This is a genomic window from Acetobacterium fimetarium, assembly GCF_014284475.1.
Taxonomy (GTDB): domain Bacteria; phylum Bacillota; class Clostridia; order Eubacteriales; family Eubacteriaceae; genus Acetobacterium; species Acetobacterium fimetarium.
In genome coordinates this window covers 1-20,469 of sequence record NZ_WJBC01000025.1, presented here as the reverse complement: position 1 = coordinate 20,469, position 20,469 = coordinate 1, and the positions used below count along the sequence as shown (strand labels likewise).

Below are 20,469 nucleotides of genomic sequence, written 5' to 3'. Positions count from 1 at the left end.
TTAGGGTTCTAGCAATCGGTTGGTGCCAAATTGACGTTTGCGGGCGATTGATAATGACCTGGGGGTCAGACCCTCGCCCCTACGGGTTGGTTGTAAAAACAAACAGTTGTTCAGCATTCCATCCGGTTCGTTGCCGAAAAAGGGCGGTCTGTATCACAAACAGTTTCGTAGCATCGAGACGAACAGTCGTAGACTGTCCGTCGAGTGCGGAGAAATTGTTTCGTGATACAGACCGCCCAACGCTTTTTTGCTGTTAGAAAAAGGTGATCTGGTTGGAGGCGGGCAGCTGGTTAAGACAGCCCTGTTTTTCCAGCGTTTCGATCACCGCTTTGCCGACTTTTGTGCGGTTCTGCAGGTCCTCTCTGGACATATAGGGTCGAAGCTGCGCCTCTTCAAAAATCCGTTGCGCGGCTTTTTCGCCGATGCCGTCGAGCGCGCTGAGCGGCGGCATCAGGTCATTTTCGACAATCCGGAATTTGCTGTAGTGGGACTCATACACGTCCACATTCCGGAAACTGTAACCGCGACACAGCATTTCGTGAACAAGCTCCAGCACGGTCAGCAGACCCTTTTCCTTGTTTGACGCCTTGATCCCCAATTCTCTGATCTGGTTCATCCGCATCATCACAGCGCTTTTTCCCTGGCTGACCAGCTGGGCATCAAACTCCGAAGCCCGGATGGAAAAATAGGTCGCGTAGTAGGCCAGCGGATAGTAGACCTTGTACCAGGCGATCCGGAAAGCACTCATAACATAGGCTGCTGCATGGGCCTTCGGGAACATGTACTTGATCTTTTTACAGGAATCGATGTACCATTCCGGCACCTTGTTGTCGCGCATGTCTTTTTCAAATTCTGGTGTCAGGCCCTTCCCCTTTCGCACCTTTTCCATGATTGTGAAGGCGGTCTTGGCTTCCATGCCGGCATTCAGCAGATAGGTCATGATGTCGTCACGGGTACAGATTGCATCCTTGATGGTGACGGTCTTCTGCCGGATCAGTTCCTGGGCATTGTTCAGCCACACGTCGGTGCCGTGGGATAAACCGGAGATCCGGATCAGGTCCGAAAAGGCGGATGGCTTGGTGTCGAGCAGCATTTCCCGGACAAAACTGGTGCCGAATTCCGGCACCCCGCAGACGCCCAACGGTGATTCAAAACTGTCATCCTGAAAATCCAGTGCTTTGGTGGACCCAAACAGACTCATGACTTTCACATCGTCCAGCGGGATGGTCTGGGGATCAATTCCGGTCAGATCCTGGAGCATCCGCAGCATCGTGGGATCATCATGGCCCAGAATATCCAGCTTCAGCATCCGCCCACTCAGCGATTCATAGGCGAAATGAGTGGTGGTGGTGGTGCTTTCCGTGTCGTCGGCCGGATGCTGCACCGGGCAGAAATCGTAGATATCCTTGTAGGTCGGTACGACCATGATGCCGCCGGGATGCTGGCCGGTGGTCTTTTTGATGCCGGCACAATTTTTAATGACCCGATCCATCTCAGCTCGCGGTACTTTTATTTCTTTTTCTTCATAATAGTTTTTCACAAAACCGAAGGCGGTTTTTTCCGCCACAGTGGAAATGGTGCCGGCCCGGAAGACCTTGCCTTTTCCGAACAATACCTCGGTATAGCGGTGAGCTTCGGCCTGATTTTCACCGGAAAAATTGAGGTCGATATCAGGCTCTTTATCGCCTTCAAATCCCAGGAAGGTTTCAAACGGAATTTCAAACCCGTCCTTTTCCATCATCGTGCCGCATTCGGGACAGTCCTTGTTCTTGAGGTCGGGCCCGACACCCATATCGGCGGCATTGAAAAATTCCGAATGTTTGCAGCTGGGGCAGCGGTAGTGGGGCGACAGCGGGTTGACCTCGGTGATGCCGCACATCGTCGCTACAAAAGAGGAGCCGACGGAACCCCGGGAGCCGACCAGATAGCCATCCTCATTGGAATGGTGGACCAGTTTCTGGGCGATCAGATAGAGCACAGAATAGCCGTTGCCGATGATCGAATCCAGCTCCCGGTTCATTCGCTTTTCGACAATTTCCGGCAGCGGATCGCCGTAAAGCTCGCGGGTCCGGTTTTCAACCATGGTCCGGATTTCGTCATCCGAGCCTTCGATAACCGGTGGAAAGGTGCCATCCGGAATCGGCAGCACTTCGTCAATCATTTCGGCTACTTTCCGGGGATTGTCGATCACCACGGCTCTGGCGGTATCTTCTTCCAGATAGTCGAATTCTGCCAGCATCTCCTGGGTGTTCCGGTAATACAGGGGCGGCTGTTTATGGGCATCTTTGTAACCCTGACCGGTAAACAGGATTTCCCGGTAGAGGGCATCTTCTTTGTTGACAAAATGAACGTCGCCGGTGGCAACCACCGGTTTATTCAGGTCTCTTCCCAGCTCGATGATGCGGCGGTTCAGCTCTTTGAGCGCCTCCTGATCGGGAACACTGTTGTTGTCAATCAGATACTGGTTGTTGCCAAGCGGCTGGATTTCGAGATAGTCGTAGAAATCGGCTATCTGATGGATCTCCGTTTTTGATTTATTGTGCACCAATGCGGTGAACAGTTCCCCCGCCTCGCAGGCTGAGCCGATCAGCAGATTTTCGCGGTTCTCGGCCAGTAGTGATTTGGGCAACCGTGGCTTTTTATAGTAGTAGTTGAGATGCGACTCGGAAACCAGCCGGTACAGGTCCTTGATGCCTTCCTGATTCCTGGCATAAACGATGATATGGTTGGTCGCGTTGATGCGGATGCTGCGTTCCCGGCTGGACAGGCTGTTCAATGTCTGGATGGAGGTGCAGCCTTTCTTTTCGGCCAGACCCAGCAGCTTCACAAATACTTTGGCGGATGCCGCGGCATCGTCCAGCGCGCGGTGGTGATTCTGGAGGTCAATTTTGAAATGGCTGCAGAGTTTTTTGAGTGTGTGTCGGGCCATGTTCGTCAGCAGGCAGCGTGACATCGCCAACGTATCCACAGATGTGTTTTCCCGTTTGATACCGTGACTTTCGAGTGCCGTATTGAAAAAGCTCATATCAAAGGGCGCGTTGTGGGCAACCAGAATGCGGTCTTCGGCAAACGCCAGGAACTGCTGCAGGGCGTCCGCTTCTTCGATGCCGTTTTCAACCATCTGGTTGGTGATGCCGGTCAGATCGCTGATGAACGGCGGAATTTCAGAGTGGGGATTGACTAAAGCTGTAAAGCTCTCGATGATCTGCCGGTTTTTGATTTTGACGGCGGCAATTTCGATGATTTTATGGTTGCCGGGGACCAGACCGGTTGTTTCCAGATCGAAGAAGACAAACTCGCCGGAAAAATCCTGGTCTTTGTCGCCGAAAACCATGTCGAGCCGGTCTTCGACCAGATAGCCTTCCACGCCGTAAAGCACCTTGATCTTTTTCTTTCTTCCCAGTTCCATCATTTCAGGATAGGCCTGCAGCACCCCGTGATCGGTGATCCCGATGACATCATGGCCAAAATCCGAGGCCTGTTTCATGATTTTTTCGACTTTGCTGACCGCATCCATGGCACTGAACTGGCTGTGCAGATGCAGCTCAACCCGTTTTACCGGGGCATCGTCGGTCCGGATGGTTTCCTGGTCCAGATTGATGTTGCGGGGATAGAGCATCATTTCCTGGGAAAAATCGTCATAATTGATTTTTCCTTCGACGCGGTACCAACCGCCTTCCCGGATTGCCGCCACTACTTCTTCTTTGTCGGTGAAGATCTTGCAGGTGATGCTGCTGGTATCGTCGGTGATGTTAAAGGTCAGCAGCGTTTTTCCGCTTTTGAGTGGTCGGGTATTGACGCCGAAAACTGATCCTCGGACGACAATGGTTTTGCCTTCAAATTCGCTGTTGATGTTGAAATCAACGGCTCGGAGCAGCTGGATCGGATTGATGATTCTTCGGCCCATGACCACATCGCCAGGTTTTTCGGCTTTGGGCAATTTGGCGGTGGCTGTTCCGCCGGAACCGGTCGGTTTGGAAATAACCGGTTTAATGGTTGCCAGACGCTTGTTCAGATCCTCCTGGCTTTTTTCGGCCACGGATTCTTCATCGGTGAAACGGACGACCAGTTCGGAATCCAGTCCATAGTTTTCTGAAATCAGACGTTTGAAACGGCTGCTGAAAATGGCCAGAGTTTCCCCGTCGATGGCGCCGGTGGAACGCCCGCGGACATAGAAGGTGTTTCCTTCCGCCATCAGGGTGTTGACCAGCAGAATATTCGAAATTTTGGGATTGATCCCGGTGAGAAGCTGACTGACACCCTGACTGTCGGTTGATAGCAGGTGCTCACCGTCTTGATATTCCTGGGGCGATACTTCGATGTCCAGCGCCCTGGCATAATCGAAAATCTCGCCCAGCTCAGTTTTGATGATTTCTGTTTCGGTGCCCTTCTTATGACTGACAAACTTAAAAATCAATTCCCCCTGAGTGGAATTGATTTTAATACTATCGGTGATCAGATGATAGTCTGCTATTATTTTTTGATAACGTTCCTGCCTTTGGGTTAATCTGCTCAATGAACTCGCCTCACATTTTCTCAATTTCTTCCATTAATACAGCGATGATTTCGTCTTCTTTCAGACTTCTGATAATTTCACCTTTTTTGAATAGCACGGCTTTGTTTTTTCCGCCGGCAATGCCGATATCCGCTGCCCGGCCTTCGCCCGGACCGTTGACGATGCATCCCATCACGGCGACTTTGATGTTCTTGTCAACCTGACGCAGCCGCGCGTTGATCTCAGTGGCGATGCCAATCAGATCAATCTCGGTTCGTCCGCAGGTGGGGCAGGAAATCACTTCGGCTTTCCCCTTTTTTCCGCGGTACAGGCCGCTGGCATTGAGGATATCCCTGGCCACTTCGATTTCTTCGACAGGATCGCCGGTGATCGATACCCGCAGGGTATCGCCCAATCCGTTAAGTAGCAGATAGCCAATGCCCATCGCGGATTTCACGGCCGCGCTTCGTAATATCCCGGCTTCGGTGATGCCCAGATGCAGGGGATAGTCATATTCTCGCGCGAATTTTTCATAGCTCGCGATGGTAAAACGCACATCGGATGCCTTCATCGATACCACAATGTTGTCAAACCCGGCATCTTCCAGCAGCTGAATGTGCTTTTTCGCCGACTCCACCATGCCTTCCGGGGTGGCGCAGCCGTTGTTTTTCTCCAGTATTTCTTTTTCCAGCGAACCAGCATTGACGCCGATGCGGATCGGGATCTTTCTTTCCGTCGCCATCGCGACGATTTCCCGGATGCCTTTTTCCGATCCGATGTTGCCCGGATTGATGCGCAGTTTGTCGACGCCATTTTCCATGGCGGCCAGCGCCAGCCGGTAATCGAAATGGATATCTGCCACCAGTGGAATCTGAATGCCCTTTTTAATGCCGGCAATGGCATTGGCCGCCTCCTGATCGGGAACGGCTACCCGGACGATTTCGCATCCGGCAAATTCCAGGGCTCTGATCTGGCTGACGGTACTGTCAATATTTCTGGTATCGGTGTTGGTCATCGACTGAATGGCGATGGGGTTTCCCCCACCGATGGCGACCTGTCCGATCTTGACGACTTTTGTGTTTTTTCGTTTTTCCAACTGTTTCTCCTAGGCTGCCAACCGCATCACATCATTGACGGCAATGATGATCATCAACGCGATCAACAGCATGAATCCGATAAAATTTATCATATTTTCTGTTTTCGGGCTGAATTTTCTGCGGGTCACCAGCTCGATCAGAATAATAAAAATCCGACCGCCGTCCAGTGCCGGAATCGGGAACAGATTGATGACGCCCAAATTGACGCTGAGCATTGCGGTGAATGCCAGCAGGATAATCACACCGCTATCCAAAAAGCTGCCGACCATCGAGACCATGCCGATGGGGCCAGCCACATCGTTAAAACCGACTTCACCGGTAAACAGCATCGCAAAGGACTGAAAGATCAGCCCGGCAAACCGTCCGGTATTGTAAAAAGCGGTTACAACGGCATCAAAAATATTGGTGTGCCCGGTAAACAGCGCCACCACCACTAAAGCAACGATGGCAAAAATGATGTTCATCGCTGAACCGGCCACCAGGATAGCTAATTTCTGTCCCTGATTTTTAGCTTCATAGCTTCTGGGATCAACGGGCAGGCTGGGATCTCTGGGAATCAGTTCGCCGTCCTCGTCAAACTCAGGCTCTTCCCCCCGCATCCGGCAGAATCCGCCGACGGGAAAAGCCCGAATGGTAAACAGGGTCTCTTTTCCCTGGCGGCTGTACAGTTTTGGTCCCATGCCGATGGCAAACTCTTCGATGAAGACATCATTTCTTTTCGCAACAAAAAAATGTCCCAGTTCATGAACAATGACCAAAACACAGATTATTAATATGGTAATCAGTATCGATATGATATTCAAAATTTCACCTATGCAATTCCAATTGTTAATTTGGCAAAAATATAAATTAGCGGGATGATAAACAGGATGCTGTCAAAACGGTCCAGGATGCCCCCATGACCAGGTAAAATTTGACTGTAGTCTTTAATTTTAGCTTGTCTTTTAATCATTGATGCGGTGAAGTCGCCGCATTGACCGGCAATGCTTCCGAGAATTCCGACGCCGACATAGAGATACCACGGCAGCACAAAATCGAAATAGCTGCCCAAAACAGATCCGTACAGAACCATGCAGAGTGCCGCGGCGATAATGCCGCCGATCGTACCGGCTACGGTTTTTTTGGGGCTTATTTTGGGTGCGATTTTCTTTTTCCCCAAGGTTTTTCCGACAAAATAGGCCGCCGTATCGGTTGAAAACGCAATGACAAAAATCATCCAGAGATAGAAAATGCCGTTGTTGATGGTTTCAAACATAAAGAGATGACCAAATAACACCGGCACATAGACCAGTCCCAGCAATGTGGCACTGCCCCGCGTGATGCCGACGTTTCCGGATAATATTTCGTAACAGAATATCGCGATGAACTCAATCAGCAGTACCGGCATGACCGAATAATAGTCGAGCTTGATGGTAACCACCAGCACCGCTGCCAGAATGATCATGAACAGGACGTTTATTTTGGGCCGAATCAACCGATTAATTGCGGTTGTGTATTCCAGGATGCCGGCAAGCGTCAGAAAAGAAACGCCGATCACCAGCATAAATCCGCCGAAATACATCACCAGAACAAGCAGCGGAACGCCAACGACGGCTGTCCAGATGCGGGCCTTCATCGAGTTCTTTTCGCGCCTTCTACTTGACCGATCCATAACGTCGATCCCTCTTTTGATAGTTTTGAATAATCTCGTAGTATTTTTCCACTTCAAAATCCGGCCAGTAGATATCCGTGAAGGCCAGCTCCGTATAGGCAACCTGCCACAGCATGAAATTACTGTATCGGCTTTCCCCACCGGTACGGATGAGCAAATCCGGGTCCGGCTGCCCTTTGGTATAAAGGTGATCATTGATGCTCTGCTCGGTTACTTCGTCAGCTGAGACGCCCGCTCTGATCAGTTCTTTGACCGCGAAAACAATATCGTCCCGGCCACCATAATTTAAAGCAATATTGAGTGTCAGGCCGGTATTTTGGGCTGTGATGACCATCGCATTTTCAGCCGCTGCTCGCACCTTGGTGTTGAGTCCAGCCAAATTTCCGATGACATTGACTTTGACATTATTCTGGTGCAGTTCACCAATTTCTTTTTTGAAATATTCGATTGCAATGTTCATTAAACCGTCAACTTCTTCTTTGCTACGCTTCCAGTTTTCGGTTGAGAACGCGTAAACGGTCAGTATTTTTATTCCCGCATCGGAAGATGCCCTGACAATTTTCTTTAGTGTTTTCATTCCGGCGTTATGACCAAATAAACGCGGACGATTTTTTGCTTTCGCCCAGCGGCCATTTCCATCCATGATTATGGCTATATGCTCAGGCAGATTGTCTTGGTTTAACTGACTTGTCATATTGCACCTCTATCTCTTTCGTATTTGCTGACTGTTGTTAGCATTCTTGTTGTCTTGTTATTTTTTCCTTAAGATATTATATGCTATTTTCCGCAATTTGTAAATTCCATCCCGTTTTATACCAGAAAACAAGATTCATTTAAGACTTGATTTTAATCAATCTGACGCAGTACCGACAATTGTTACATCGTGTTTTAGACAGTACGAACATAATGAGCAGAGTGTACGGGAATCACAAACCATTTCGTAACGTGTAGGCGAACAGTTCAAAGAACTGTCCGCTGTACAGTGTAGAAATGATTTCGTGAATCCCGGCCGCTCTGTAAACGGTAGTTTCGTTCGATTCTGCAGCAACCAACTGATTAACAATTGGTCGGTACGGCAGCTTCTCGACAACCTGACTGCCAATAGCCTATTGTTGTTTTTTGGCCGCGGCGATATAGCGGTACAGGGTGGGCACGGACACGCCCATGCTGTTGGCCAGATACCAGATGGTTCCTTTAACGGTGAAGGTTCCCATTTCTTCGAGCTTACCCGAAATTTCCACCTTCTCATCCTTTGACAGGGTTCTGATTCGTTTGGATAAACTGTTGCCGACATGATCCAGGTTGTTGTCAACCAGCACTTTCACATCGATATTGATCTTATCCGGCCCTTTTTCATCTTTGTCTTTCTCCATGATCGGTGGTTTGATCATTTTATTTAAAATGTTTCGGGCGGCAATCAGCTCGTGGCAGTCCGAATTGATGCAAATCATGCCAATCAGGGTTTCATTTTCGTCTTTGATAAACCATGAAGCAGACTTCATGGTTTCGCCATTTTGGGATTTATTGTGCTCGTTGTACATATATGGCGCTTTTTTGTGCATTTCACTTCGCAGTATTCTCAATGAGCTTTCTGTAATGGGTGCCCCAACTTGTCGTCCGCTGATATGGCCATTGCGGATGGCGACAACAGAATGCTGCCAATCGGTCAGATCGTGAAGAACTACTTCGGTATTCTCTCCCATAAAATCTGCTAAAAAATCTACCAGAGTGATGTAGGTCTCCAGTTTTTTATTCACTATTTATCCTCTCTTACTTTTTCTTGATAAACCCGTACCGACCAATTGTTAATCAGTTGGTTGCTGCGCCACACGAAATCCGCTACGCTACTTTCGTGTAGGTCGCGAGCAGTCGCCAACTACAAGCAAGCTTGTGATTGGCTCGTTGCTTTCGCGAAAATCGGACACTCTTCGAGATGTCCGCTCTGATGCAACCAACACGATGTAACAATTGTCGGTACTGCGTTAGTGCTTTAAAAAACTACGCAATTAACGGACCGCGATGGCTTCGATTTCGAACAGGGCGGCTTTGGGCAGGGCGGCGACTTGGACGCAGGAGCGGGCCGGATATTCGTTCTGGTCTTTGAAGAAATCGGCGTAGATGGTGTTGACGGCTGCGAAATCATTCATGTCGGCCAGAAAGATCGTTGTCTTGACAATGTCTTTTCGGCTCAGGCCGGCGCTTTCCAGAATATTGGCCAGGTTGTTTAGTCCTCTTTGGGCCTGTGCTGCCACCCCTTCTTCCAAGATGCCGGTTTCCGGGTTCAGTCCCAGTTGTCCTGATAAATAAAGGGTTTCTCCAGCCAGATAGGCATGGGAATAGGGGCCTACTGCTGCGGGTGCTTTTTCTGCATTGATTGCTTTTTTGTTCATTTTATTTTCTCCTTTTTTTTGTTATGCCAGGGCATACTTTTCGATGGCGTGGGCGACGCCGTCCTGGTCGAAGGGCAGGGTGACGCGGTTTGCCAGTGCCTTGACCTCATCCGGTGCGTTGCCCATGGCGACGCCGAGACCGGCAAATTCAATCATCCGCAGATCGTTGTCGCTGTCGCCGATCGCCATGACGTGCTTTGGTTCCAGCTTCAGTTGTTTGCACAGCTGTTTCAGCCCGTCGCCCTTGTTGGCCAGGCGGTGATTGATTTCAATGTTGCCGGCCACGGCTTTCGTTAATGTCACGCCGTGAATTTGTGAAAATTTCTGCCAGAGGTTGCGGTGAGTCTGATCGTTCAGTAACGGAATATTGATTTTCTCAATTTCCGCCGCGTGCTCCAGCGTGAATGCCAGCACGTCCTCCACCTGTTTCGATTTATACTGAATAAAGTTAAGCAGATCTGGCGGAAAATCTTCGATTCTTTCGACTTTTTCCAGATACCGGTTGTTGCTGTAGGAGTATCCCTGATAATAAACTTCACAGAATAGGCCGCGGCGTGCCAGGGTGCGGACAATCTTGATCACACTTCCGGCGCCAATGAAATTATTGCTGATTGCCTCACCGGTTTGCAAATTCATGACGGCCGCACCATTCGAAGTGACGGCATAGTGAATGCCCGGGATGCGGACAATCGAATCCGGCAGTTGTCCGAGGATTCTTCCGGTTGACGGAACCACATGAATGCCCCTGGCGATGGCCTCTTTCAGCACCTTTTCCGTTCTTTCGGAAATCGACATATAGTCCTTCTGCAGGGTGGTTCCGTCCATATCGAGCGCAATTAGTTTTATATCCATTTTCTGTTCCAATCTTTTTTTATTTTTCACGTTTCTCTTTTGAAACCAAGTTTATGCTTAATGCGTTACGCAATTATCTATGCTAAGTTTATCATAAAAAAAAAGGCTTTTCATTAGTTAAGCCTTTACAAAGTTAATAATTTCTGAAAAAAAGAAGCTCCAAACAATTCTGAGAGCTTCATTCAAAATTCAATTCTTGTCACAATCATATTTCCAATAATTCAACTGTAATTTACCTGTTGCTCGCATATTGTGCTTCAAATTTTTCGTCACTTGATGTCAAGTAAATAATTCCTTCAATAACTCCAATAATCTCAGGAATATATGTCCAACAAAATACCAAGTACAAAATGCCCCACCCTATTTTTCCCAGATAGAATTTGTGCACACCAAGCCCGCCAAGAAAGATCGCCAGTATGCCTGCTACAACCTTGCTTTTTCCCGAAGTAGCCGGTTGATAGTATGTCTGTTGTTCCTGATACGCTTGTTGTGGTGGCGGTTGTGGCTGTGTATATTGTGGTTGGGGCGGGGTTACAACATATTGTGGCGATATCACCGTCTCTGCCCCACAATATTTACAACTCGACGCAGTTACATCGATTGGTGCACCACATTGAGTACAATTCTTCGTTTCAGCATTTGCCATTTTATCGTCTCCTTTATCCTAATCAGCTCATCAGCTTTTCGCGGTATATAATTAATGCTTTCACATCCATTAACGCTTCTGTAATAGATTTACCTGTTTCATCATTTGAGGCATTCAATAAAAGTATGTCCTCATTAATTGATGTCAATTTTGCATGGATCTGATCTTCATAATCTAATATTACTGTTTTATTCGTCCTGCCAAAGGGAGTCGATGCATTTAATCGCTCATTCATACTGTCAAATGCTTCAACCATTTTTGCATGGTTTTCTTTCGTCATGAAATTAATGGTACTCATAATATTTTTTTTGATTTCAATTAATTGCAGCTTAACGTTTTGCACTTTTCCTTGCTCGATGCCATGTTTGATCATGTCTTTACTTTTATTTACTCCAGAACTATATAATCCCAGAACAATAAAAGCATAAACAAGTGTTGTTATCAAAAATATGACGATATACCACTTGGGAGATATGGTAATATAATTCAGCCCAGTGAAAATCATCACAAAGAGATAGTATAAAACCGTGCTCATCAATAATGAAGCCGTCATCGCTGTTCCAAATAATTCAATACATTTTCCAGAAATCAAAACGACTATATTTACCAACGCCAACGAAACTAATATTGCGGTAAAAGACCATGGAAATAAGCTAATATTTATTAATGCCCATACTGAAAAAACGAGCATGCATGTAATCATATCTAAAATCAATAATGCAATACCTTTTAACAAGATGCTTGTGCTATTATTTTTCATGGATCAGGCCTCCATTTTCGTTCCGCATTCTCTGCAAAATTTTGTGCCCGTTTCATTCTCGGCCCCGCAATTCTTGCAGATCAGCTTTTCGATCATACTCGCTCCACAAAAGACGCAGAATTTACTGTTTTCCGGAACTTCTTCTCCGCATTTCGCACATTTAATTGTCATTGGTGCTATTCTATTTCCACACTCACCGCAAAACAGAACCCCATCAGCATTTTCTTTTCCACATTTTGAACACTTGTTTCGTGCCTGTTGTGGCACTGCGGTTGTCATGTTTGATGCAATACCAGCTACAGCTCCGCCAACGCCAAAACCCACACCAAGGCCAACTCCTGTTCCGACCATTGTTCCCGCGACTCCGCCTTCATTTCCAGCTGCAGTTTCCATTGTATCGAAGGATCTTTTCGTGACATATCTTTGATCCCCGATAATATCGAAGGATGCTTTTTCACTTAATATTTTATTTATTTCCGCAAAATCTTCGTCCGGAAAATTAATGGATTGAATATAAAAATTAACAACCTTTAAACCAAAACGTTCAAATTCACTGCTAATTTCATCTTTACAGAATTTTGAAATTTCATCAATGGATGCGGAGATTTCGAGTGCTGATACCTTATTATTTATGATGGTCTGGGCAATGAGAGACTTCGTCTTCATGACCAGAATACCTTTGAAATAATTAAGCATTTTTTTATAATTAACGGCTTCATATGGAGGCATTGAACCGATCAATTCGGTCAACAGTACCCTGTAATCATCAACTTTCATACCAAATTGCCCGAAAGCACGTATTCTGAGTTTTATATGATATTTAGGATCAATTAACTGAATAGGATCTACGGTTCCCCAGTTTATCTCCAACTTTGATGTCTTATTAATATAATAAACTTCTGCGGTAAAAGGAGTTTTACCCCCAAACGGCAAATTAATGATGTGATGTAAAAGTGGTATGTTTGAAGTGGACAATGTGTATGTTCCTGCAGTGAAGTAATCTAAAGCTTGACCGCCCCTAACAAAAACGGCAACCTGTCCTTCGCCGACAATAAGCTGACTACCAGTTGTAAATTGTTCTCCTGGATAGCGATATACAAGCCATTCATTGTTGTTTCTCATTCCATCAAATTTAATTCGATCTATTATTGCCATTGGTCAATTCCTCCGAAATTTATTATGTAACCAGACCCTAATTTAATTTACTTCCTGTCTTTTCTTGAATCGATGAGAAATATTAAATTTACTATTTCTATGTCAATTTTTCTTTTCAAATTTACTTTTACATTCTACCAAATAAAAAAATGAAAATCAAGCTTAATATGTGGCTAATGATCAACACTTATTCGCTACAAGCCCTATTTTTCAAATAAATGAATCCGTGAAATGATATCTTTTATCCCCATCTACATTCTGCAATCCTTTTGCTCATTGCCTTTACTTCAATTCAAATTGTTTCTCTTCTTAGAATTCGCACCGGTTTATCAGAAAAAGTCAGAATCTCGTGGGATAATCGGTTGATTTCGTCCTGGTTGTGGCTGACAAAAATCACGGTGCGTTTATCCTTTTCCCAGATATTCAGGAAATCTCCCATCAGTTTGTTTTTCAGCGCCAGATCCAGACTGCTGAACGGCTCGTCCATCAACAGCAGCTCGGATGGATAAAGAAAGGCCCGGGCAATGGCAACCCGCTGGCGCATGCCGCCGCTGAGTTCCTGAGGATAATAATCCCCGACGGTTTCCAACCCCACCAGTTTTAACATCGCATCGATCTCTTGGTCGTGAGCACCGTTTCGCTTGACGGCTTGGTCTTTGAACACAAAGCGCAGGTTTTCACGGATGGTGCGCCATGGCAACAGACGGGGTTCCTGAAAAATATAGGAGATGGATGACAAATTGATTCCTTCAATCGTTCCCCCGTCGGGCTGATCCAATCCACTGCAGAGGTTGAGCAGGGTCGTCTTTCCCGAGCCTGACGGTCCTAAGATCCCAGTTATTTTATTCTTTTCGAGGATCAGGCTGAAATCGTCAAAGATAATTTGATCGCCATAGGCTTTCCGCAAATTTTTTATGATAATTGACATTGATCAGCTCCCTTTCTTTTATTGCGCTCAATCATAAACAACGTTACTTTTTCAATGATATAGCTGCACATGACGATGACGAATGTCCATGAAAACAGCAGATCCGTGTCCAGATAGATCTTTGAATAATAGAGATTCATCCCCACTGAAGGAAGCGCATTGGCCAGGACCTCAGCAGTAACCGTCACCTTCCAGCCCAACCCGATAGCGTTCATCAGAGCTGAAACGGCATAGGGTTTTACCGAGGGGATGTAGATATCTTTAACAATTCTCATTTTGGCAACATTGTAGACTTTTGCCATCTGCAGGAGTTTTTCGTCGGTAGCATGGACTCCCTGCACCACGTTCGTCCAGGTAACCGGAAAACAGATCAGGAAAGTGACCACGAGGGGAACGATCCCTGAGGCAATCCATAAATTGATCAGAATGATGACCGATACCACCGGCAATGATTTGATGATGCTGACAAAGGGATTCATGAATTCGTAGAAAGGCGCGTTGAGCCCTCCGATCAGGCCGAGAAAGATGCCCAGCGCGACGGATATGAAGACACCGCCAAACACCCGCAGCAAAGTCACGCCGATGCTGACAAAAAACTCAGCATCCCCTGCCAGGGTTGCAATCCCTTTCAGGGTATCAATTGGCGATGGCAGCACCAGTGAGCTGTCGACCCACCATGCTGCCATGGCCCATAGGAGCAGCCAGAAAAGGGCCACTCCTATTTTTTTCCCTATTATTTTTAATGTTTTTATTTGCTTATTTCCCAATTTCGTAGAAATCATCTGCAGGAACTTTCCCTCCAATGGCTTTTGGTTCAAACCCGGCTAATATATTGTAATATTCGCTTAATGATTTTTTGGCATCGGCAGCAGAAATATAAACGATATTACAGTTTGGAATTGCTTTTTCTGCCAGTGTTGCGTCAGCCATGATACCAGCGGTCACGATATTCTTGGCACCTTCGGCCGGATTCTCGTTGACATTTTTAACTGATTCCTGATAGGCCGTCATAAATTTCTCAACCAGTTTCGGATTGGCTTCGGCCCATTCTTTGTTCACAACCAGACAACCCATTGCCAGCTTGGAGCCGTTGTTGGCAGCTTCCCATGCTTTGGTCACGTCAATAGCCGTGATGATATTTGCTTTCTTGGATTCAACCGTGGTCACAAAGGGTTCCGGTATCATTGCCACGGTTGCGGCACCGGATACCAACTGGGTAACCGCTTCGCTGTGTTCCGCTACCCAGTTGATGGTGACATCCACTCCCGGTGTCAGGCCACTCTTCTGCAGCAGATAATTCAGCACATATTCCGGGGTTGAACCCTGACCGCTGGCAACAATTGTTTTTCCTTTGAGATCGGCAAATGTGGTAATTCCCTCGGACTGATCGGCCACAACATAAAGCACGCCTAATGTGTTGACCGCACCCAGAATCACTTTACCTTCGGTTTTATTGTATAAAACTGAAGCTGCATTCGTCGGCAGCGCTGCGATCTGATAATCACCGCTGATGACGCCGGCTGTTACCTGGTCCGGTGCGCCGGATACGGTGAATTCTGTGGTTACATTTTCTCCCAGGTCCACTCCGTTTACAACCATCTGTGCCATTCCCATGCCGGTTGGACCGGCCAGCGTGGCGACTTTAACAGTCTGCGGTTCGGCCGGTTTTGACTGGCAGGCGGTCAGACCAAAGCAGAATACCAGTAAACATCCAAGTAATGCCATCCATTTTTTGTTTTTCATTTTCTTCTTCATCCTCTTTCTCCTAATTTTTGATACAGTTTTCCGTTCAGATTTTATCATTATTTTGCAATAAAAAACTTCCTGTTTCAGAGCAGGAAGACGACGCAAAATCACCTGTTGGTACAGGCTTTTAATTTTGAACGCGTCCCTTCCAAATCAGAACTCCTTTTCTGTCAGGTAAACGGTATCAGATTTAATTGAATTCATTCTAACATGAAATGAATTGAATGAAAAGAAAAAAGAGGTGGAAAATTTTAATTTTCCACCTCAGATTTACGCCAAACCCGTACCGACCAATTGTTAATCAGTTGGTTGCTGCCCATGCGAAATCCGCTAAGCTCCTTTCGCATTGGTCGCGGGCAGTCGCCAACTACAAGCTCACTTGTGATTGGCTCGTTGCCTTCGCGCAAGCTCGGACACTCTACGAGATGTCCGTTCTGATGCAACCAACACGATGTAATAATTGTCGGTACTACGTTATTATTTTATTCACAAGTTCAACTCGAAAATTCAAATTTTCAACTGTAACTATTGCTTATACAACATTTTCAACATAGGGTTGTGTGGTAGCTCCCGGGGCTGCGCTGCCTTTTGGCAGGACCTGAATCTCGATGGCTTCGAGGCGGTAGCCGAAGCCGGCGGTTCCGGATTCCTGACCATTTTTTGCCCAGTCCAGCCAGCCGAAGTTCTCGGCATGAACCCGATAATAAATATCGAATTTGTCGGCATCAGCGCCGGTTAAGCTAATTTTAATGGCTTCCAGTCGCAGAGCTTGTCCCTCGGTTCCGCTCATTTCTCCACTTTTTACCGGTTCCTGCCAGCCGATGTTTTCAATATGGGTACGATACTGTACACCGATATCATATCCGTGACTGTCCAGATTGATCTTGATCGCTTCCAGCCGTTTCGATTCACCGAAAGTGCCGCTGATCTCACCGGCCTTTTTTACGCCCTGCCAGCCGATATCCTGAATTTGTGTCTGATAGGAACAGGCAATGCTTTTGTCTGGGACATCATCCGTTTTTCCGGAAGTGTTTGAATCGATGGTCGTTGCAGTGGCAGCTATTGAACTGAGCCCGCCCCGGTTGTAGGCATAGATATGAACCGTATAGGCGCCTCTTTCATTATTATGGTTGCTATACAGAATTCGGCATGAAGCGGTATTGCCATCGACGCTTCCCTGATGCCAGATGATATCATCCTGTCCGTTAATATCCGTCCAGGTCGGAAACATCACCGAATCGATACCTGATTCAGCATCGGCAACATTGCAGGTTACTGTAAAACCTTCTTCATCGATGTTTTTAATTTGTACGTTGCTCAGTGCCGGCGGTGTGGAATCATTGACAAATTCTCCGATATAGATATATCCCTGGAATCCACCGACCGATGTCGCGTTTTCCGAACCGATTGTATAGGTGTTGTTTTCAAACAGACTGCCACTCCAGCTTGATTCCGAAATAGTGACCTGATCGCCCGAAATACTTTCGACAACTGCCACATGTCCGCATTCACTGCCGCCCCAGCAGGCGATTGCGCCCAGTTTTGGCGTATCCCCGTAAGTATAGATGCCGTTGTCCTGATTGTAACCCCACCATTGATTGGCATTGTAATGGCTTAAATTGGGCTCGCTGCCCAGCAGCTCGTAGGCTCTTCCCCAGGCATAGGCGGTGCAGTTCGGCATGCCGTAACCGTTCAGATAGTAAATATTATTTTCGTAGTAGTAGGTATTATCCCTGGTCGGTGCTGTCAACCGCGGGGTGAAAGAGGATGAAACTTCGATGCTTTCAGAAGTTTTTATACTTCCCTGATCGGCTGTATTCAGCTTGATGCTTCCCGCGGCAACATCCCCCGGAAGCATCTCACGGGCCGTAATATTTTCGTCGGCCAGCACGCTAGCTGGAAAAATCAGCAGCGCCATGATCAGCACAGTATATAAACCTAAACTTTTGAAAAACCAGTTTTTCATTTCTTCCTCCTGTTTTATTCTTTGCCAACATCTGTCTTTTTTTAGTCGTATTATATTTGTATATTATTTGTAAAATTATTATTTCCTGTTTATTATACCACCTGCTCGATCAAACTCAAGATTTTTTTGCTTTTTGATGCTTTTTTCAATGAAATCATTACTTTTTGGATGAAAATAGCAAAAAATAAACAGAGGCTTTACAAATAAGCCTCTGTTTTTAAACTAGACATTTTCAAGATAAGGTGTGGCGGTTGTTCCGGGAGGTGCTTCGCCGGCGGGAACGAGTTGAATTTCAATGGCTTCGAGGCGGTAGCTGAAACCCGCTGTTCCGGCCGCATCGCCGTTTTTCGCCCAGCCCATCCAGCCGACATTTTCAGCATGAACCCGGTAATAGATATCGAATTTCTGGGCCTCAGCTCCCGTCAGATTGATCCGGATGGCTTCCAGCCGCAGGGATTGTGCCTCGGTTCCACTCATAACGCCATTGGCTCTCTTATCCTGCCAGCCGATGTTTTCAATATGGGTGCAGTACTCCACCCCGACATTATAGCCCCGGTTGTTCAATTTGATTTCGATGCCTTCCAGGCGTTTGGACTCACCGGTGGTTCCGCTCAAGATCCCATCGGACACAAATCCCTGCCAGCCGATATCCTGAATATGGGTCCGGTAGGAACTGGTGATCATTTCCCTGATGACGTAGCTGTCAATGCTTTTTGTCCGGACCTGACCTTCGCTGTCTTTTACATCCACAAACAGGGTGTAGGTTCCGGCTGCGGTCGGTTTAAAATTCACTGTGTTTATCTCGGAATACTCCTGTAGCACCGTTGTCGTGTTTCCCTGCTGAGCGTAGAATTTATACTGAAAAGCGGGATTCTCGCCGCTTGCCTGCGCTGTCAGGGCAATGATGGTATTGGCATATTGGCCGGATCCTTTATCGGTACTGAATGAATCAATATTGAGGGCTCCCAGATCTTTTTCAACGATGTATCCGCTGACTCTTGTGCTGGGGACGTCATTCCAGTAGCCGGTTTTAAATATTTCGAGATAATTTTCATTGCCATTGTTGTTATCCGGCTGTCCGGGCAACCATTTCGTCATGCCGAAGGGTTCTCCGGTAACCCATCTGAAATTGCCCTCCTGACCGTCGTCGGTTCCGCCGATAAAATAATTGTCCCGTGCGGCATTGCTGACCATATTTTTGACCAAAGCCTGTTCTTCCGCTGACGTGATCGTCACCAGTGTTCCGCCCAAGGCTTCAGCCTGTCTTTCAGCTTCCGGCCAGGTCAGCGCATCGTTGAACAGCAGATACTTGTGGCTGTTGAGCACTTCTTTGGTGACAATGCTGCCATAATTCTGCACATTTACACTGATCGGATAGCAGGCAAAATTCCCAAACTGATCAGTGGCATAGATATGCGTTAAATACTCTCCCCGTTCGCCATTATGGTCCCAGTCCCGGACGGTATAGATAACAGTATCGCCTTCGATGGCACTGCTGGTTGTCATGCTCGTATACCAGGTCAGGCCGATGTCATCCTGACCGTTGGCATTGGTCCAGGTTGGAAACTGCACCCGGTTGATTCCGGATTCATCACTGACGTTGCATTTGACAGTATAGCCGAGCGCGGACTGATTGATTATTTCCACATCCGAGATTGTCGGCGCGGTTGAATCGATCGTTGTTCCGGTCGGAGCGACCGAAGAAAGTCCGCTCTTGTCATAGGCATAAATGTGGACCGTGTAAGCACCTTTTTCGTTATGGTGTTCGCTGTACAAAATCCGGCAGGTAGCGGTGTTGCCATTGACGGTTCCGGCATGCCAGGTCAGATCATCCTGACCGTTGGCATCCGTCCAGGTCGGGAACAGCACATGATCGATGCCGGAATCATCTGAAACATTGCAGCTCACGGTGAAACCTTCGGCATTGACATCGGTAATCTGCACATTGGCTATGGCCGGCGGGGTGGTATCTGCAGCCGGAGGATTGTCTTGAGAAAAATCACCGAGATAAATATACCCCTGAAAACCGCCAACGGATGCCGCGTCTTCCGATCCGATGGTGTAAGTGGACGTTCGAAATAGAAATCCGCTCCATGCCGATTCCGAAATGGTAACCCGGTTTCCGGAAATTGCCTCGACAATCGCCACGTGTCCGCAGGAACTGCCGTTAAAGCAAGCGATTGCACCCACCTTCGGCGTCGACCCAGAGGAATAAATGCCTCTGCTTGAATTGTAATCCCACCATTGATTGGCGTTGCCGGTACTCAAATTGGGCCGGCTTCCCAGTATCTCGTAGGCTCTTCCCCAGGCATAGGCGGTGCAGTTCGGCATCCCGTAGCCGGACTGATAAAAGACATTGTTGGCATAATAATAGCCATTATCGGTGCCCGGCGCTGTCGTCCTGGGGGTGAAGGCCGACGCAACTCTGATGGTGTCCGCAGCCGAATCCCCAGCCCCGGTGTCCGTTGCCGTGTCTCCCGGCATCATTTCACGTGTTATGACATTTCCGGCCATCACGCCACTGCTACTACCCGCTTCTTCACTGCTGATCCCTTGTGCTGACACAGTTAAAGAAAGAGTAACCATCATCAGAATCATAATAATCGATAAACCCCAACTTTTAGAAAACCGATTTTTCATTTTTCCCCTTTCCTTCCTATAATGTCAAGCCTCAAATCATTGATTTTTAAGGCTTTTATTTAAATAGTTACCTCGCTAAGTAGAGCTAAAAGTGCAGAACAGTCATTATATCTTGTACTGAATAGCTAAAAATAGGTATAACT

The 20,469-nt window shown here is 47.1% G+C and carries 16 protein-coding genes; all 16 read right to left on the bottom strand.

Annotation, left to right across the window (positions count from 1 at the left end; genetic code table 11):
- Positions 1–253 precede the first annotated feature (253 nt).
- Entirely contained in the window at positions 254–4,516 is a 4,263-nt protein-coding gene (locus tag GH808_RS13065; RefSeq protein WP_186843234.1) for a PolC-type DNA polymerase III, read from the bottom strand.
- Between the two features lie 10 nt (positions 4,517–4,526).
- On the bottom strand, positions 4,527–5,591 hold the full coding sequence (gene ispG, locus GH808_RS13060; protein ID WP_186843233.1) for a flavodoxin-dependent (E)-4-hydroxy-3-methylbut-2-enyl-diphosphate synthase: 1,065 nt from the start codon (positions 5,589–5,591) through the stop codon (positions 4,527–4,529).
- Positions 5,592–5,600: 9 nt separating this feature from the next.
- Positions 5,601–6,395: a M50 family metallopeptidase gene (locus GH808_RS13055; RefSeq protein WP_186843232.1), complete on the bottom strand. Its 795-nt coding sequence runs from the start codon at positions 6,393–6,395 to the stop codon at positions 5,601–5,603.
- Between the two features lie 8 nt (positions 6,396–6,403).
- Complete coding sequence (locus tag GH808_RS13050) at positions 6,404–7,243, bottom strand: phosphatidate cytidylyltransferase (protein WP_243166220.1); 840 nt, start codon at positions 7,241–7,243, stop codon at positions 6,404–6,406.
- Positions 7,227–7,937 (bottom strand): isoprenyl transferase, encoded by a 711-nt coding sequence (locus GH808_RS13045; RefSeq protein ID WP_186843231.1) that lies wholly within the window; start codon positions 7,935–7,937, stop codon positions 7,227–7,229. The genes GH808_RS13050 and GH808_RS13045 overlap by 17 nt, the downstream gene beginning before the upstream one ends.
- Positions 7,938–8,349: 412 nt before the next feature.
- Entirely contained in the window at positions 8,350–9,000 is a 651-nt protein-coding gene (locus GH808_RS13040) for a helix-turn-helix transcriptional regulator (protein ID WP_186843230.1), read from the bottom strand.
- Positions 9,001–9,249: 249 nt separating this feature from the next.
- Positions 9,250–9,633 carry a RidA family protein gene (locus GH808_RS13035; protein WP_186843229.1) on the bottom strand — a complete coding sequence of 128 codons (384 nt, stop codon included), beginning with the start codon at positions 9,631–9,633 and terminating at the stop codon, positions 9,250–9,252.
- A gap of 21 nt (positions 9,634–9,654) precedes the next feature.
- On the bottom strand, positions 9,655–10,485 hold the full coding sequence (locus GH808_RS13030) for a Cof-type HAD-IIB family hydrolase (RefSeq protein WP_186843228.1): 831 nt from the start codon (positions 10,483–10,485) through the stop codon (positions 9,655–9,657).
- A gap of 232 nt (positions 10,486–10,717) precedes the next feature.
- Positions 10,718–11,131: a TM2 domain-containing protein gene (locus tag GH808_RS13025; RefSeq protein ID WP_186843227.1), complete on the bottom strand. Its 414-nt coding sequence runs from the start codon at positions 11,129–11,131 to the stop codon at positions 10,718–10,720.
- A gap of 22 nt (positions 11,132–11,153) precedes the next feature.
- The gene (locus GH808_RS13020) at positions 11,154–11,891 is read right to left on the bottom strand and encodes a hypothetical protein (RefSeq protein ID WP_186843226.1); all 738 of its coding nucleotides are present in this window, start codon (positions 11,889–11,891) and stop codon (positions 11,154–11,156) included.
- 3 nt (positions 11,892–11,894) lie between these two features.
- Positions 11,895–13,046, bottom strand: coding sequence for an SPFH domain-containing protein (locus GH808_RS13015; protein ID WP_186843225.1), 1,152 nt, complete (start codon positions 13,044–13,046; stop codon positions 11,895–11,897).
- Positions 13,047–13,338: 292 nt separating this feature from the next.
- Positions 13,339–13,974, bottom strand: coding sequence for an ABC transporter ATP-binding protein (locus GH808_RS13010; RefSeq protein WP_186843224.1), 636 nt, complete (start codon positions 13,972–13,974; stop codon positions 13,339–13,341).
- Complete coding sequence (locus GH808_RS13005; RefSeq protein ID WP_186843223.1) at positions 13,959–14,756, bottom strand: ABC transporter permease; 798 nt, start codon at positions 14,754–14,756, stop codon at positions 13,959–13,961. Before GH808_RS13005 ends, GH808_RS13010 begins: the two co-directional genes overlap by 16 nt.
- Positions 14,731–15,729: an ABC transporter substrate-binding protein gene (locus GH808_RS13000; RefSeq protein WP_186843222.1), complete on the bottom strand. Its 999-nt coding sequence runs from the start codon at positions 15,727–15,729 to the stop codon at positions 14,731–14,733. The genes GH808_RS13005 and GH808_RS13000 overlap by 26 nt, the downstream gene beginning before the upstream one ends.
- Positions 15,730–16,252: 523 nt before the next feature.
- The gene (locus GH808_RS12995; RefSeq protein ID WP_186843221.1) at positions 16,253–17,686 is read right to left on the bottom strand and encodes a GBS Bsp-like repeat-containing protein; all 1,434 of its coding nucleotides are present in this window, start codon (positions 17,684–17,686) and stop codon (positions 16,253–16,255) included.
- Between the two features lie 222 nt (positions 17,687–17,908).
- Positions 17,909–20,326 carry a GBS Bsp-like repeat-containing protein gene (locus GH808_RS12990; RefSeq protein ID WP_186843220.1) on the bottom strand — a complete coding sequence of 806 codons (2,418 nt, stop codon included), beginning with the start codon at positions 20,324–20,326 and terminating at the stop codon, positions 17,909–17,911.
- Between the last annotated feature and the right edge of the window lie 143 nt (positions 20,327–20,469).